This window comes from Paraburkholderia sp. CI3 (assembly GCF_050436505.1).
GTDB classification, from domain to species: Bacteria; Pseudomonadota; Gammaproteobacteria; order Burkholderiales; family Burkholderiaceae; genus Paraburkholderia; species Paraburkholderia tuberum.
The window spans coordinates 902728-919088 of sequence record NZ_JBNDMI010000002.1 but is presented as its reverse complement, the minus strand read 5'-3'; the positions used below and the strand labels follow the sequence as shown (position 1 = coordinate 919088).

Below are 16361 nucleotides of genomic sequence, written 5' to 3'. Positions count from 1 at the left end.
GGAAAAACTTCGCGGCGCACTGCCTGAGCGCCAAGATCCACGGGGTTGCCATTTGGCTTGATGTAGTTTGACGCCCCTTTCGTAGCGTGCCCCTAGATCGAAGGCGTCGTCTGAATGCGATTGATCCCAATCGAAGATCTTTGCTATTCCCGCCATAGGGCGATTGAATGAAGCGTTAAAGATTGTTATTTAAAGTTTGGCCGAAAGGCATTTAAACTCATGTGAAGCACGTTTCTGTCAAAGCGGCTGCACGCGTGAACAACCGTGCCGAGAATAGCCACCAGCCGACCCGCAGGCGCGAACGCCAGATGTGCGGCTTTCGCGATGCGCGTCGCACGCAGGTGTTTCTTTCGTGCTTCGGCCCGATCCGGCAGCACTTCGCGTTGCCCAGGCATCAGATGAACGCGGCATGTCATCGCGCCATACTCAAAGAACGCCTTGCCACATGGCATGGTTGGACCGTCTCCGCTGTAGTCGGGGAAGTTATCTGATCGGGATAACTATGTTTGAGCCACACAGATAGTCTACGGTCTTCAACTTGACAGAGCCGACGCCGACAACATCGATCAGATGCCGCATCGAGCGGCCCAGGCGATCCAGCTTCCAGATGACGATCACGTCGCCAGCACGATCGTCAGCGAGCAGATGAGTCAGAACGGGCCGCTCGGTCGAGGCTCCACTGGCAACTTCAGTCAGTACAGGGGCACAGCCTGTTGCTCGGAGCGCGTCAACCTGCAGCGCAACGTTCTGTTCGCGCGTGCTCACGCATGCGTCGCCGATGATCATCTCTTCCTCCGCCAAGGGTCTCCGTACGCTATAGTCAACGCATGGGAATAAATCGAACGCTGTTTTGTGCAACGGATATTCTGCACGAGCATCGCCCCGCCAGTCGCGGGTTCCCTGGCAGAGTGCGGCTTCAGCGCCAGAGTTCGTTTATACGATCGTTTTGCCGAATCGCATGTCAAACCCCGGTTTGCCCCCGAAAGTAAATTAAGCGCGTCGAAATGATCCTTTCATGAGCGCGCGTTCGGGACAAATCTCCGTCGCCGAAAGGAACCGGTTGTTGCGCGTTCGCATCGGTACCTGGCACAGCCACCTAATATCAAAGAGCCCGTTCATGAACCAGTTCACCGATATTGATCACAAGAACCTTGACCCGGTAAGGCAGCAATTTGCATGGGAAGCGCTAGCTGCGCATTTTGATGATCGGCCCCCGGAAGAGCTCACCTCCTCGCAGCGGCAGTTTCCCCATCACACGCGCCCCGAGCTTCAACAGACGCTCTCCCGCCTGCTGACGCCGTTCGCTCCGCGCTTTCTCGGCCTCAATCAGGTTCATGAGCGGGTTCCGTTGACGATTTCCTCGCTGTTTGTGCAGAGTACCGGCCCGATGTCTACCACGGTGTCCCTTGCTCCTGTGAAATACCGGGATGTCGATGTCGGAGAAGAAACACCGGTCGCGGTACTCGACAACGGCTTGTGGCTGATCACCGATGGCGAGCTGAGAGCCGCTGTGCTGTTCGAGCAGCACACGGAAGGATTGAACACGTCTATCGCGAGCGTGGAGATTGTCAGTCTGCCCAACGCGCGCGGGCTGGCCTTCGGCAGCGAGGTGTATGCGGGGCTGGAGCAGGCAATTCGCGAGTCCCGTCTGTACCGGGGCAAGGTTCTTTCCCTCGAGGTAACCGAGGATTATTCAGGCCAGCCCAGCAGCATCGTCGTGCACCGTCTGCCTGCCGTGGGGCGTCAGGACGTCATCCTGCCACCGCAAACCATGGAGCTGCTGGAACGCAATATTTTTGAATTCGCACGCACCAGAGAAGGATTAAAGACATTACGCCAGTCGTTGCAAAAGGGTGTCCTGTTGTACGGGCCGCCCGGAACGGGCAAAACCCATACGATCAAGTACCTCGCCAGCAATCTGCCAGCGCATACCACCCTTCTGATCAGCGCGAATCAAGTGGGGCAACTCGACAACTACATGCTGCTGGCCCGGTTGCTACAGCCAAGCATGGTGGTCATCGAGGACGTCGATCTGATCGGGAGACATCGCACCGAGATGCGCGGCCCGAAGGAAGAGAGTCTGCTCAACCGCTTGCTCAACGAAATGGACGGGCTTCACGAGGACGCCGAGATCCTGTTCGTGCTTACCACCAACCGGCCGGAGGAAATCGAGGAGGCGCTCGCGGCCCGTCCGGGCCGGGTTGATCAGGCCATTGAAATACCGGCACCTGATGCGGATTGCCGGGCGCGCCTGCTCCGGCTCTACGGTTCGAGGATGAGCATCCCGGCAGACGTCGCAGCGTTTGCAGTGGAGCGGACTGAAGGCGTCAGCGCTGCATTCATCAAGGAACTGGTGCGCCGGCTGGCCCAGCAAAGTATTGCGCGTAAGGCACAGGGCGAAGTGAGCATGGAGGATGCTGAAAACGCGTTGCAGGACATGCGGGTGCGCGGCGGATACCTGAGTCAGGCGCTCCTTGGCGGCGCACCCGCACGGGAAAAATCGCAAGTACAAATCGTGGGTGACCAGTGCTTCTGAGCGTTGCAGGCAGCGAGGGGCTCGGTCCGGAAGGATGATCGGAAAGGGGCGGCGGCCCATATGCCGCCCGTGACTCACCATTTCATCTGCTGGCTACCGGCGTGCCCGTCTAGCATTCTCACTGATTGTGGATCCTGGCCGATCTTATCGAGCCGTTCTCAGTTAAGGAAGGTCTGCAAAAGTCCTGGATTTGATGGGCGCGTGAACTATCCTGGGAACAGATGAGAGCGCGAGGTGCTGCAATGACGCAACTGGATCTTGGTCTGAATCTGTCAACGAAGCGCACGCGCAAGCGTGAATTTCTCGACGAGATGCGACGCGTGGTGCCGTGGCTAAAACTGATCGCGCTGATCGAGCCGCACTATCCGAAGGGTAAAACCGGACGGCCGCCGTTTCCGGTTGCGACAATGCTGCAGATCCATTTCATGCAGCAGTGGTTCGGATTGTCCGACCCGGCGATGGAAGAGGCACTATACGACGTGCCGCTGTATCGCGATTTCGCTGGACTGGATGGTGGGGTGACGCGCTTGCCGGACGAAAGTACGATCCTGCGGTTTCGTCATCTGCTGGAAGCTCATGGCCTGGCGGAGCAGATGCTCGCATTGGTCAATGAGATTCTGAGCGAGAAAGGTTTGTTGCTCAAGACCGGATCGGCAGTCGACGCCACGCTGATTCCAGCGCCCAGTTCAACGAAAAACGGCTCCGGTACACGAGATCCGGAAATGCAGTCGACGCAAAAAGGCGGCAACTGGTACTTCGGGATGAAGGCGCATATCGGTGTGGACGCGGAATCGGGCCTGGTTCACACCGTCATCGGCACGGCGGCCAACGTTCACGACATCAACGCGGCCGAAGCACTGCTGCAAGGTGAAGAAGCGGATGTGTAGGCCGATGCTGGCTATCAGGGTATTGAAAAGCGCTGCGAAAGCGGTTCGGTGCGCTGGCACGTCGCAATGAGGCCCGGCAGGCGAAGGAAGCTGGACCTGAGTGATCGCGTGGACGCGATATTCGATCAGATCGAACGACTGAAAGCCGGTGTCCGTGCCAAGGTCGAAGATCCGTTCCGCATCCTCAAGCGGCAATTTGGCTACACGAAGACGCGATACCGTGGCTTGAAGAAGAACACTGCCCAGATCACGACACTGTTTGCGCTGGGCAACCTGTGGATGGTACGCAAGGTTTTATAGAAGGTGTGAATGCCCTGGAAGATGACGTCCAGGGCAATCGGAAAGCGCGAGGTGTCATGATCGAACACGGTGTGTCACCGTGCCAGCAAGTCCTCAATCAACGCTGGTTCCGTGCCAGTAGCAAAAAATTGGCGCGCAGAAAACGGGTTATGCAGACCTTCCTTAACGTGAGCCCGTTCTCACTTAATGTGGACCTGGACGCGCCGATATTCTCAGCCAATGTGATCCCGAAAAGGCGCTGTTATCGAGCCTTGGCGATTTATGTTATCGAGCCGATACAACTAGCGGCAGAAGCGTGCCCGGATGCGGCGATATTCTCGCCCTGACTGTTAAGAGTCACTGATTTTGAGATACAGGGAACAACGACGGCGCTGTCAGGTTGATGGGTAGGTGGCGGCAGAATGAGGCGATGAAAAAACGAAATCGCCTTACATGGCCACCACTTCCCTGCTGTCGTGATCAGCTGCGCGGTTCGCTGGTATTTCCGGTTCAGCTTGAGCCTGCGCGACATCGAGGAGTTGTTGCTCGAGCGCGGCGTCGTGGTCACGTACGAAACAATCCGTTGCTGGTGCGACAAGTTCGGCGCTGGATTCGCCCGGTGCGCCAAGGCGGTGCGGCGGAAGCCGGGCAGGACGTGGCGTCTGGACGAGATGTTCGTGACGCTGCGCGGCGAGCCGTATATGTTGTGGCGTGCGGTCGACGAGCATGGCGCCGAACTCGACGTGCTGGTGCAAAAGCGCCGCGACAAGGCCGCGGCAAAGCGCTTCTTCCGGCGGGTGCTGCGGTCAAACCCGGTGCCGCGCAGGATCGTTACCGACCAGCTGCGCAGTTACCCGGCAGCGAAGGCTGAAATTCCGGAACTCGCTCATTTAAACAAAGTGGTGCACGCGATTACTCTGGATTTTGCCCCAGAGATGGAGACGCGCCGCTGTTGCCAGCGGTATTCTCGCGCGCTTGCAACATGAGTCCGATCTGTGGCCGGGGCTGCGCTCGATCGTGATGGTCGAATCGACTCGCGACATCCGCGACACGGTCACAACGGCGTCGCGCTATTACGTCAGCAGCTTGCCGCCCGATGCATACCCGTATTGTCCGCGGTGTTCGTTCCCACCTGGGTATAGAGAATGACATGCCGTGGCGTCTCGATATGGCGTTCGGTGAAGTTCAATGCCGGGTCCGTGTGGATAGCGCCGCTCAGAACTTCGCCATCTAAGGCGCATCGCCCTGAACCGGTGAAAGCATGTACCAACGACGTCTATCGCCCTCAAATTCTCGGCTGGCACAGTTCATAACGATTGAACAATTTGTGCGATTGCCTTGCGCTCTTCCTTCAATTGTCCCGATCTCCCAGCCAACCAACGAAATTATCGGACACGTCCTAGGGAAACGCTGATTAATGGAGCTCGGCGGTCATCGCTCACGTAGCCGAAGACGTTATAGAAGGCAGCTCACAGAACGGACTCACGAGGATGAAGAGGCAGATCGGCTTCGCGGAAGCGGAAATTGCAGGCAAGAAGCGCGTGACGAGGCGCCAACGCTTCCTGGCGGAGATGGAGCAGATTGTGCCGTGGCAGCGTTTGCTGTCTGCAATCGAACCGCATTACCCGAAGGGCACGCGAGGCCGTCCGCCGATTGGCTTGGAGCGAATGCTGCGGATCTATTTCCTGCAACAGTGGTACGGGCTGTCGGACGAAGGGCTGGAAGACGCGCTGTATGACAGCATTGCGCTGCGCGCCTTCGCCGGCATCGATCTGGCAGTCGAGAACGTTCCGGATGCGACCACGCTGCTGAAATTCCGGCGCCTGTTGATCGAGCACGAACTGACACGGAAGCTGTTCGACGAGATCGGTATCTCGCTGTGTGAGCGTGGACTGATGATGAAGGAAGGCACGCTGGTTGATGCGACGATCATCGAAGCGCCACCGTCGACCAAGAACGCCGGGAAGAGCCGTGACCCGGAGATGCATCAAACGAAGAAGGGAAACGAATGGCACTTCGGGATGAAAGCCCACGTTGGCGTGGACGCCGATTCGGGCTTGGTCCACAGTGTGGTTGGCACGGCGGCCAACGTGTCGGATGTGTCGCAAGCCCATTTGCTGCTGCACGGCCATGAAGAGGAAGCGTTCGCCGACGCAGGCTACATTGGTGTAGACAAGCGTGATGAAATGAAAGGCAAGGCAGTAAATTGGCACGTCGCTGCCAAGCGCGGAAAGATCAAGGCGATGCAGGACGGGCCGCTGAAGGACCTGGTGACTGCGCTTGAGCGAACCAAGGCGCAAATCCGTTCGCGCGTTGAGCATCCGTTCCATATCGTCAAGAACCTGTTTCACCATCGCAAAACCCGATACAAGGGCTTGGCCAAGAACACGGCGCAACTGTTCAGCTTGTTCGCTCTGGCGAATCTGGTGACTGCGCGAAATCTGTTGCGATCGGTTCATGGGAGCAATCCGTCATGCGTATGAAAAATGAGAGAAGAGGGGCTCGTTTGCGAGCCAAATTCACCGAAATGAGCGTCGATTCGATTCGTTATCCAGAAAATTTGACGCGTCTTGATCTCAAGCCGATCCGACAGTTCATTAATCAGCGTTTCCCTAGAGTGAAATGAAGCTGAAAGAATCAGAATTCGTTTGCTGCTTGAGATGCAGCGACATTTATCAACTTTCCAAAACGAGTTATACCTTGAAAAAACATCTTCTTGCCCTCGCCATTGCGGCTGTTCCTGCCTTCGCGTTTGCTGCCAGCGGCAACACCATTAACTTCCAGGGCGAAGTGACGGATCAGACGTGCGCAGTTTCGATCAACGGCAATGCTGCTAGCCCGAGCGTGCTGCTGCCTACCGTCGCATCGTCAGAGTTGGCTGGCGCGGGCTCCACCGCCAAGCAGACCAACTTCACGATTGGGGTGACGGGATGTATGGCTCCGACGACGGTTGCTCAGGCGATCGATACGGTGTTCGTGGGCAACCAGGTCACCACGAGCGGCAATCTGGGCAACACCGGCAGCGCGACTAACGTTGCCCTGCAACTGCTCGATCCGGCAGCACCCGCTGCGCCGTTCAACCTGAGCGGCGTCAACGGTTATGCAGCACCGGGTCTGAATCTGGAAGTTGGCGCATCGGCCGCGTCGCACGACTTCGCTGTTCAGTACATCTCCGAACAAGGCGGCGCAACGCCGGGTTCGGTGCTGGGCAGCGTGCAGTACGCAGTTAGCTACCAGTAATCACCCCCTTGCCTTCGGGCTTGCATATTTGAGCAAGTCCGAAGGATTTTATATCAGTACATCTAATCAACAGCCTTCAGAAACGGAGATAACATGAGCTGGGTTCGTAAAAATGCTTACAGGGTAATGCTGGCCGCCACGTGTGCTGCCCAGATTGGCAGCGCTTGTGCCAGCGTCATCATGCCCAGTACTCGTGTCATCTTCGATGGAAACGCCAGAGAGCAGAGTCTGCAGTTTTCCAATCAGGACGATGGGCCAAGCGTCATGCAGGTGTGGGTTGACTCGGGGAACGCCCAGTCTACCCCCGACACGGCGGACGCGCCGTTCCTCGTTACTCCACCCATCTTTCGCATCGAACCCAAGGCTGGGCAGACAGTACGCCTGGTGTTTACCGGCAAGGATCTGCCGCAGGACCGCGAGTCGGTGTTTTACCTCAATACCCTGCAGATCCCATCGAAAAACGCAGCCTATGCCGACCAGAACCAGATGCTGGTGATGTTGCGCAACCGGCTCAAGCTTTTCTATCGTCCGACCGGGATTGAAGGCAGCGCGCAAAAAGCGCAGCAGCAACTCACATTCCGTATTGGCAAAGAAGGCAAGAGTGAGCGCGTCACCGCTAACAATCCGTCGGGGTACCACATTTCACTTCTTGACGGCAGTTTGACCTGCGGCACGCATACCGCAACTTTCGCGGCTGACATGGTTGCGCCTCGTTCCGAGGCGGAATGGAGCATTAAGGGGGAATGTCCGCTTGAAGGGGCAACTCCTAGTCTGAAAATCAAATACGTCGACGACTACGGTGCGGTTCACGAATCGGAATATCCGGTAGTCGTAGAACAAGGGATCAAGTGAGATGTTGCGTCAGCCTCGAAAAGCAGTGTATTCCGTCAACAGTCGGGGTGCTTCCACCGGCGTACGTTCAATCAGACCTTTCCAGGTTTCGATAGTCGTAACGGCCCTCGGTTTTGCGATTCCCGCATGCCAGGCGCTGGCCGCGCCCATTCCGACAGTCGTCGAGGCTTCCGCTAGTGGAGCACCTGCCTATACATTCGACAGCGATCTGCTGATGGGTTCATCACTCGGTGTCGCCGATATCGAACGCTTTAATAAAGTCAGCAGCGTTGACCCCGGAAATTATCGGGTCGATATCTACGTGAATGATGTCTTTATTTCCCGTCAGCCGGTCGAGTTCCGCAGCATAGACAGCGGCGAGGTATTTCCGTGTCTGAGCGACGATTTTCTGACCTCGACTGGGATACTGGTAGAGAGCGGCACATCCAGCGAAGTGTCCGGTGCGTCTTCCGCGTCAATGGACAGTGTCCCGGATGAGGCTATGCCAACTGTGCATACGCCACCCGCAGATGCGTTGACTGCGCTGTGCGGTCCGCTTGCGCAGCGCGTGCCGGGCGCATCCACTGCCTTCGACCTGCCGCGCCTGCGTCTGAACATCAGCGTACCTCACGCGCAGATGAAGCATGTGCCGCGCGGTGCAGTCGACCTGGCCAGCCTCGAGGCAGGCCAGACCATGGCCTATTTCAACTACGACACGAACTACTACACGTCATCGGCGTTTGGTTACAAGACAAACTCGCTTTATGCGGGTATCAACGCCGGTCTGAACATCGGGCTATGGCGATTTCACCAGCAATCCGCCTATACGTTTAACAACAGTCCTGCGGGTAGCGCCGGGCAGTGGAACAACATTCGCACGTACGCCGAGCGACCGTTGCCGGGCTGGAACAGCCACCTCACTGTCGGGCAAAACTTCACGGGTGGCAACCTGCTCAGTAGTGTGGGTTACACCGGGCTGCATATCGAGACTGATGAGCGCATGCTGCCGGACTCCATGCGCGGTTACGCGCCGGTCGTGAATGGTGTTGCCAACACCAATGCACGGGTCGAGGTAAGTCAGAACGGCAATGTCATTTACCAGACCACAGTTGCGCCGGGTCCGTTTTCGATCAACGATCTGAATCCCACGAGCTATCAGGGTGACCTGACCGTGCGCGTGTTCGAAGCGAACGGGCAGGTCTCCACGTTCACGGTGCCGTTTTCAGCAGTGCCGAACTCACTGCGACCCGGCGCGTCACACTACAGTTTCACGTTGGGTCAGGTGCGCCAAGTGGAAAGCTCGAACGCAAAGTTCGCCGACTTTACATATGAGCGCGGTCTGACCAATATGATCACCGCCAACGGCGGCGCACGTCTTTCCACGGATTACCAGTCCATACTGGCTGGTGTGGTATTTGGAACGTCATTTGGCGCGTTCGGCCTGAACGCAGCGTGGTCCAACGCACTCGATGCGCAGGGTAACCGCGTGAACGGATGGCGGAGTTCCATCAACTACAGCCATACCCTCCAGCAGACCATGACTACGTTCTCGCTGGCCGGCTATCGCTATTCGACCAAAGGATATCGGGACTTTCTGGATGCACTGAGCGCACGGGCGGCTTATAAGAATGGCGAGACCTGGTCTTCAGGCACGTATCAGCAGCGTGATCAGTTTACGGTTAACGTCAACCAGAGCCTTAACCAGTACGGCTCCCTTTCTCTGTCAGCTGCGGTAAGTAGCTACTATGGCTCGAGGCCGCGCGATACGCAGCTCCAGCTCAGCTATAACAATCACTACAAGTCGATCAACTATAACCTGTCGTTCATTCGCCAGCAGACCGGCATGCTCTACAGCACCGGCTTGCCGAACCTGGTGTCCGGCAGTGCCCAGTCGGGATCGAGCGGCCAGTCGTCCAATACGTTCATGGCGACGGTTTCGATCCCGCTCGGCTCCGGGCCGCGCTCCGCAAGTCTCTCCGGCAGCGTTGCAACCGGCACCGGCCAGGGTACCTCGTTCCAGACGTCGGTAAGCGGTATCGCCGATACGGCGCAGACACTCAGCTATGGCCTGTCGGCATCGGCCGAGACGCAAAACGGCGCGAAGAGCGTCAGCGGCAACGTGCAGAAGAACTTGTCGATGGTCACGATGGGCGCGAATTATTCGCAGGGTAATGGCTTCTGGCAGGCCGGCGCCAGCGCACGCGGCGCAGCAGTCGCGCATGGTGGTGGAGTCACGTTCGGTCCGTATCTGAGCAATACGTTCGGCCTTGTTGAAGCCAAGGGTGCGGAGGGAGCCACTGTGCGCAACGGATCCGGCGCGCGCGTGGATAGTTCCGGGTACGCGATCGTTCCGTCGCTGACACCGTACCGTTTCAACGATGTGGCGCTTGACACCAAGGGGATCAACCAGAACGCTGAATTGACAGGTAACCAGATTCGGGTTGCACCGTATGCCGGATCTGCCGTGCTGCTTAAATTTTCCACGTTGACCGGTAACGCGTTGTTGATCGGAGCGACCCTGCCGGAAGGCGAGCCGCTGCCTCTGGGCGCGGATGTGCTGGACAGCACTGGCGCTGCCATCGGCATGGTGGGGCAGGGTGGACAGGTCTACGCTCGGGTGCCGGAGGATCGCGGCACGCTGACCGTGAAGTGGGGAGAGCGTAGCGAAGATCAATGCGCTATTGCGTACGACACCACCGGGCAAGATTCCGCACCCATCATTCGGATGAGCGCAAAGTGCACCCCGCCTGGATCGACTGAAATTCAGGCAGCAGCCAGGTAATGTCGTGCGCCGGCAAGGCTGGCGCAGCTGTCGATTCGAGCCCACAGCGGAATCGACGACTATCAGGAGTTTTTATTCATGAATCGTTTTTTAAACTTCGTCCGGCATTCGCCACGGGTGAGCCGAAACGGCCTGCTGGCAACGCTGGTCGTCATGTCGAGCATCGTCGTGCCCACGCACGCCTGGGCCCAGTCCACCTCGAAGGGGTGCTGGAAGATCACGGGTCTTACCACCAATAAGAATTCGTATCTCTACACGGACCCGGGTACCGTTGCGAGTAGCTGGACGGGGTCAACCGATGGGGGGGGGAAAGGCGCCTATCCAATGACCATTCAGATCAACACCCCTCCCTTTGTGCCAGACGGCACGCTGCTCGCAAGCGGCGTGGCGCCCATGGTCAACCTCGGTGACAAAGGCGTTGGGGGCTACAGTCCCGAGCAGGTTCTGTTCCGCTGCTCCCCTGATTCGGCCGGCAGCATGTTTGAATACTATGCTACGAACGGCGATAACGCGGATGCCGGCTATTACGATGTAAGTGCCCAGTCAGGTATCCCGGGAACGTATCGAACGCAGTACGCGGGGCTGGTTTCCCGAGTAACGAACATGACAACAGGCCTATACGTGTCGCGTTACTGGCAGGCTACACCCCTTACTAACCTCGATGTCGACAGTCAGGGCTGGTTTCTCGTCAAGGCAAAGAACTTCAGTCAGTACAAGATGGAGTTTTTCCAGTGCAGCACCTGCCCGTCCTACGGCAGTACTGCCAGTGGGGCTTGGGGGTATTCCCAGCCCGTCGCCTATTCTGCGTTCGTTGGCGGCGCCAGTGGCACTATCATCAAGGGTAACCTGTCGGTTGGCGCCGACTCAGCCACGAACTACTCCGGGTGGTATGGCAATTGGCCCGGTTCGATTAACCCTTATGGCAATGTAACGGTCAGACGATCCGCCACCTGTGCAGTGACCAATGCAACACCGGTGGTAAATTTCCCGTCGATTACGATAGGCGAACTGAATCAGGGTGGTTCCAGGCAGTTACCCATCACAATCCAGATGCAGTGCCAGACCACCAAGCCTGCGAACCTGGCGGCTTTCGCGAGCGGAACGGCGGCCAACCAGACCGCGTTGGGCATTCTTGCTCCACCGGCCAATGCACGGAGCGCGACTAGCGTAGGCCTGACGACCACGGGAAGTGGCGTAAGCTACCTGCTCTCCGATGGCTACGGAACCGATCCTGGTGCGGCAACCGGCGTGGGTGTGGCATTGTCGAGGCCGGGAGGTGCTGCCTTGAATTTCCTCACCAACGAGTACGTCACCGCCGGCGGCACCAAGGATGGCTGGGATCCTGTTTTGAATGATGCATCTGCAAATGGCCCGGCATCTGGCGGTATGACCTCCTATACGCGCACGATCAATGCAACCTTCAAGGCCTTTGCGCCACGAGTGACGCCCGTGACGACAGGGAAGTTTAATGCGACGGCTCAGGTTGTCGTGCGGGTGCAGTAACCGGTTCTACCCTCACCGACGGTCATTATTTGGGCGCCGGTTACGGCGCTCCAATGAAGTTTGCGGCCGCAGCATGGCGATATCGGATTCGTCGGGGAGCGCGTGAACACATCAGAGAAGCGTTAGGTCGCCCGAATAGTAAAGTCGTTAGATCAGCATCAATCTTTGTGAGCCGCCTATGAAGATCCACGTGTCAGCGTCCCGCGCGCAGGATGCCGAAAGACCGTCGATTCGCACGACGTTTGCGGACCGGCGCGGTGCCCCGACTGCGCGTGGACAGGTACGCGTTCCTCGTGCTGGCTGGACACGTCTGGCCGTGCGCGGGTCCCGCCGGTTGGTGCGCTTCGCGCTTGCGTGGGGCGCACTGCCCCTGGCTATATGGAGCGCTCAGGCCGCTGCGGGTGTGACGCCCGAGGTATCGCGAGTGGTGTTCGCGGCGGGTGCCACCGAACAGTCCCTGCAGGTGTTCAATGTCAACAAGTACCCGGTACTCGTTCAGGCATGGGTGGATGACGGTGACATCAATTCGGTGCCACAGGAGTCGAAGGCACCGATCATCGTGCTGCCGCCTGTTTTTCGCATGGGTCCAGGCGATCAGACGAGTCTGCGCCTCATCAATTCGGGGGCGCCGCTGCCCGAAGATCGCGAGTCCCTGTTCTGGCTCAATCTGTACGAGATTCCAGCAACACCTAAAGACCGGCTACCCGATGCTCAGACGGTGACTGTTACGATGCGCACCCAGGTCAAGGTGTTCGTGCGACCACAAAATCTCCCATATCCTGTGAGCGACCTCGCCCGGCATCTTGTGTTCTCACTTGTGCAGGAATCAGACAAGCTTGTGCTGAAGGTCGACAACCCGACACCCTATTACGCAACGATCGGTGCCGTCGAGGTCAAGCTGGCGAATGCGTCGCAACAAGCCCAAGCCGATATGGTCGCCCCTTTTTCCAGCGCCACTTTCGATCTCGAGACGCTGCACGCCAACCCGGGTGAAAGCGCAAAAGTCCTATTTTCCCTGATCGGCGACGATGGCAATCCGGCAGCCGATGAACAAAATGTGGCAGTTGGCCGGTGACAACTGGATGGATTGCGGGCAGAGAAGAAGGCTAAGGGCGGCGGCCGTGGAAGCCAATCGTGGCACACCCGCGATAGTCGGCATTTGGATGCGTGTTCATGCGTCCGTCTTGTAAACATCCGGTCGATGCAGCTCCATATACCGCTCGGGGTTCTCGAGCGACGTGAACCCATGCGGCGCATAGACGTGATGCGCGTCGGTCGTGACCAACATGATTCTGCGCAGCGTGACGAGCGAAGGGCTCGCAAAGATATGTTCCATCAACGCCGACGCATAGCCCTGGCCGCGATACGCGGGCAGCACGAACACGTCGCATAGGTAGGCGAAGGTCGCCTCGTCGGTGACGAGGCGCGCGAACGCCATCTGCTTGCCGTCGACAAACCCACCGAAGCACAGCGACCCGGCGACGGCGCGCTTGAAGGTCGCGCGTGGCATGCCTCGCGCCCACGGCGTTTCCTGCGACAGGAATATGTAGACGAGGTCGAGGTCGAGGTCGTCGATGCGGCTGGAAATCGTCAGTTCGCCTGCTTGCACGGCACGTCTCCTTTTGATCGCGCAGCGCTTGCGCGTCCCCTAGCTCTTCGCCGGAGTTTCACCGCCGCGCGAACCCCCACCGATACTCTGCCCAGCATTGCGGGCGAGCCCCATATATCCAAGCACGGACAGCAGCGTCAGCACACCGGCGAACAGGAACGCGAGGCGGAAATCGTCGAGCGTGAACACGTGGCCGGTCGTCTCGCCATTGAACAGCGCCGCGACGCGCAGCGACACCGCGCCGAATGCGATGCCGAGACCGATCGTCATCTGCGCGGCCGCGCTCCACAGCGTACTCGCCGCGCTCATCTGCGGCTGCGGGATGTCGGCATAGGCGAGCGTCGCGAGCGTGGAGAACTGCATCGAGCGCGCGACGCCGTACACGAACACGACGATCAGCACGAACACGAGCGGCACGTCCGGCGTCAGCAGTCCGCACGCGATGATGAAAATGCCGGCCACCGCCACATCGACGATCGACACCATCCGGAAGCCATAGCGCTGCAGGATGCGCGTGGTCAGCGCCTTCATGCCGAGATTGCCGAGCGCGCTCGCGAGCAGCAGCAGCCCCGAGCGGAACGCCGACAGCCCGAAACCGACCTGGAACAGCAGCGGCATCAGATAGGGCACCGCGCCAATGCCAATGCGCGTGAACGAGCCGGTGATGACCGTCACGGAAAACGTCGGCACCTTCAGCGTCGACACGTCGACGAGCGGATACGGATGACGCTTCGCATGCTGGAACGCGAGCGCGCCGACCAGCAGGCCGCCCGCCACGATCGAGACCGCGAGCCACGGATTGGTGGCCGCCTGGCTCGCGAGCTCCGCGCCGTACAGAATCGCGGTCAGCGCGATGCCGCTCAGCAGCAGGCCGACGACGTCGAGCGGCTTGCGTTCGGTGCCGCGCAGGTTCGGCACGATGGCGAGCGCGACGGCAATCGCCGCGAGGCCGAACGGCACGTTCAGCAGGAAGATCCAGCGCCACGACGCGTAGGTCGTGATGAAGCCGCCGATCGGCGGCCCGACCACCGGTGCCGCGATGGCCGGCCATGTGATCGTCGAGATCGCCTGCATCATGCGAGCCTTCTCGGTGCTGCGGACCACAATGAGACGGCCGACCGGCACCATCATCGCGCCGCCGATGCCTTGCAGCAGCCGCGCGGCCGTGAACTCGGGCACATTCTGCGACAGTCCGCACAGCACCGACGCGACCGTGAACACGCCGATCGCGCTGACGAACACGGTGCGCGCGCCGCAGCGGTCGGCGACCCAGCCGCTCGCCGGGATGAAGATCGCGAGCGCGAGCATGTAGGCGGTCATGCCGAGACTCAGGCTGTTCGGGCCGACGCCGAACGAACGCGCCATCTGCGGCAGCGCGGTGGCGATCACCGTGGTGTCGAGGTACTCCATGAAGAAGGTAGCCGCGACGATGTACGGCAGCCAGCCGACGTGCGCGGTGCGGGTGCCGCTGCGGCTCATCGGGCGAGCTCCCGTGCTGCGCGCGTGCGCGCTGAAAGACAATTGACGAGCCCGCGCGGGGCGCGTGAAGAGTTTGACTTCATGGTGCTTGCGACTACCTTTCGTTTGCGGTTTTGTGCGTCTGCCGGCAGCCGGGAGAGCGGCCCCGCGGACGAGGCCGGCGCCGCGAACGGTCGCGGCGGGCTGACGCGAACATCAGCTTGCCTGATTGCCAGCCCTGAATCCTAACGCAATAAAGGGTTCCATATCGCGCAGGCATGCAGCGCGTCGCACCGCCGCGCCGCCGCCCGAGCGTCAGTCCTTCCCCGCGTACTCCTTGTCCAGCCGGTCATACAGCGGCTTGTTGACGAGCCGCTGGCGCTCGCTGAACGGCGCGACGATCGTCGCGTCCTCGTCGAGGCGGCCGCTGCTTTGCAGCGTGCCGAGCGCGCGCTGCATGCCGAGCACCGCGCCCTGCAGCGCCGCATTCGCGTACAGCACGATGCCGTAGCCGAGCTTCGCGAGCGCGTCGCGCGACTGCACCGGCGTCTTGCCGCCGATCACGATGTTGATCAGCTGCGGCACATTGAACAGCCCCGGCAGACGCTCGATGTCGGCGAGCGATTCGGTCGCCTCGATGAACAGGATGTCGGCGCCCGCCTCGATGAAGCGATGACCGCGCTCGATCGCGTCCTCGATGCCGTGGACTGCGGCCGCGTCGGTGCGCGCCATGATCTGCAGGTTCGCGTCTTCGCGCGCGTCGACAGCCGCGCGGATCTTGCCGACCATCTCGCTCGCCGCGACGACTTCCTTGCCCGAGAAGTGGCCGCATTTTTTGGGCATCACCTGATCTTCGAACTGGATAACGTCGGCGCCGCTGCGCTCCAGCACGCGCACGGTCTGGCGCACGTTCAGCGCGTTGCCGAAGCCGGTGTCGGCATCGACGATCAGCGGCAGCGCGACCGCGTCGCGGATGCGCGCGGTGTGCTCTGCGACTTCGGCAAGGCCGATGAAGCCGAGGTCGGGTAGACCGAGCGACATGTTGGTGACGCCCGCGCCGGTGATGTAGACCGCCTCGAAGCCGGCGTCCTCGATCACGCGCGCGCTCATCGCGTTGAACGCGCCGGGCACGAGCAGGCCCTGACGCTGATTGACTTTGGCGCGGAACGCGGCGCGGCGGGTGGCGGAAGTGGTGGTCATGATGCAGGTCTCCAGAAGGGAAAATCGGTAATGGAA

Annotated in this window: 12 protein-coding genes and 3 pseudogenes; 11 read left to right on the top strand and 4 right to left on the bottom strand. The window is 59.7% G+C overall.

From position 1 onward, the window contains the following. Positions 1 to 221: 221 nt before the first annotated feature. Positions 222 to 491, top strand: a pseudogene (locus OKW29_RS07085) (IS6 family transposase); the annotation flags it as partial. On the opposite strand, the gene OKW29_RS07080 reads toward OKW29_RS07085, so the two are convergent. After that, positions 484 to 786 carry a recombinase family protein gene (locus OKW29_RS07080; protein WP_429290482.1) on the bottom strand — a complete coding sequence of 101 codons (303 nt, stop codon included), beginning with the start codon at positions 784 to 786 and terminating at the stop codon, positions 484 to 486. The pseudogene OKW29_RS07085 and the gene OKW29_RS07080 overlap by 8 nt on opposite strands. Positions 787 to 1117: 331 nt before the next feature. Here OKW29_RS07080 and OKW29_RS07075 point away from each other — a divergent pair, with 331 nt between their 5' ends. From OKW29_RS07075 to OKW29_RS07030, 10 genes and pseudogenes are all read left to right on the top strand, one after another. Then, a complete protein-coding gene (locus OKW29_RS07075) occupies positions 1118 to 2536 on the top strand; it encodes an AAA family ATPase (protein ID WP_429290481.1) in 1419 nt (472 codons plus the stop codon). Positions 2537 to 2778: 242 nt separating this feature from the next. After that, positions 2779 to 3723, top strand: a pseudogene (locus OKW29_RS07070) (IS5 family transposase). 56 nt (positions 3724 to 3779) lie between these two features. Continuing rightward, entirely contained in the window at positions 3780 to 4049 is a 270-nt protein-coding gene (locus OKW29_RS07065) for a hypothetical protein (RefSeq protein ID WP_429290480.1), read from the top strand. Between the two features lie 96 nt (positions 4050 to 4145). Beyond that, positions 4146 to 4604, top strand: a pseudogene (locus OKW29_RS07060) (IS6 family transposase); the annotation flags it as partial. A gap of 588 nt (positions 4605 to 5192) precedes the next feature. Beyond that, the gene (locus OKW29_RS07055; protein ID WP_187631889.1) at positions 5193 to 6185 is read left to right on the top strand and encodes an IS5 family transposase; all 993 of its coding nucleotides are present in this window, start codon (positions 5193 to 5195) and stop codon (positions 6183 to 6185) included. 217 nt (positions 6186 to 6402) lie between these two features. After that, positions 6403 to 6942 carry a fimbrial protein gene (locus OKW29_RS07050; RefSeq protein WP_429290752.1) on the top strand — a complete coding sequence of 180 codons (540 nt, stop codon included), beginning with the start codon at positions 6403 to 6405 and terminating at the stop codon, positions 6940 to 6942. 93 nt (positions 6943 to 7035) lie between these two features. Further along, positions 7036 to 7794 carry a fimbrial biogenesis chaperone gene (locus tag OKW29_RS07045; protein ID WP_429290479.1) on the top strand — a complete coding sequence of 253 codons (759 nt, stop codon included), beginning with the start codon at positions 7036 to 7038 and terminating at the stop codon, positions 7792 to 7794. A gap of 25 nt (positions 7795 to 7819) precedes the next feature. Further along, complete coding sequence (locus OKW29_RS07040) at positions 7820 to 10555, top strand: fimbria/pilus outer membrane usher protein (RefSeq protein WP_429290478.1); 2736 nt, start codon at positions 7820 to 7822, stop codon at positions 10553 to 10555. Between the two features lie 78 nt (positions 10556 to 10633). Continuing rightward, on the top strand, positions 10634 to 12058 hold the full coding sequence (locus tag OKW29_RS07035; protein WP_429290477.1) for a fimbrial protein: 1425 nt from the start codon (positions 10634 to 10636) through the stop codon (positions 12056 to 12058). Between the two features lie 178 nt (positions 12059 to 12236). Continuing rightward, on the top strand, positions 12237 to 13133 hold the full coding sequence (locus OKW29_RS07030) for a fimbrial biogenesis chaperone (RefSeq protein ID WP_429290476.1): 897 nt from the start codon (positions 12237 to 12239) through the stop codon (positions 13131 to 13133). Between the two features lie 96 nt (positions 13134 to 13229). Here OKW29_RS07030 and OKW29_RS07025 read toward each other — a convergent pair whose 3' ends face one another. The 3 genes from OKW29_RS07025 to OKW29_RS07015 all read right to left on the bottom strand — a co-directional run bounded on the left by OKW29_RS07025 (position 13230) and on the right by OKW29_RS07015 (position 16325). After that, positions 13230 to 13667, bottom strand: coding sequence for a GNAT family N-acetyltransferase (locus OKW29_RS07025; RefSeq protein WP_429290475.1), 438 nt, complete (start codon positions 13665 to 13667; stop codon positions 13230 to 13232). Between the two features lie 39 nt (positions 13668 to 13706). Beyond that, entirely contained in the window at positions 13707 to 15146 is a 1440-nt protein-coding gene (locus OKW29_RS07020) for an MFS transporter (protein WP_429290474.1), read from the bottom strand. A gap of 294 nt (positions 15147 to 15440) precedes the next feature. After that, positions 15441 to 16325, bottom strand: coding sequence for an isocitrate lyase/PEP mutase family protein (locus OKW29_RS07015; protein ID WP_429290473.1), 885 nt, complete (start codon positions 16323 to 16325; stop codon positions 15441 to 15443). Positions 16326 to 16361: the final 36 nt, after the last annotated feature.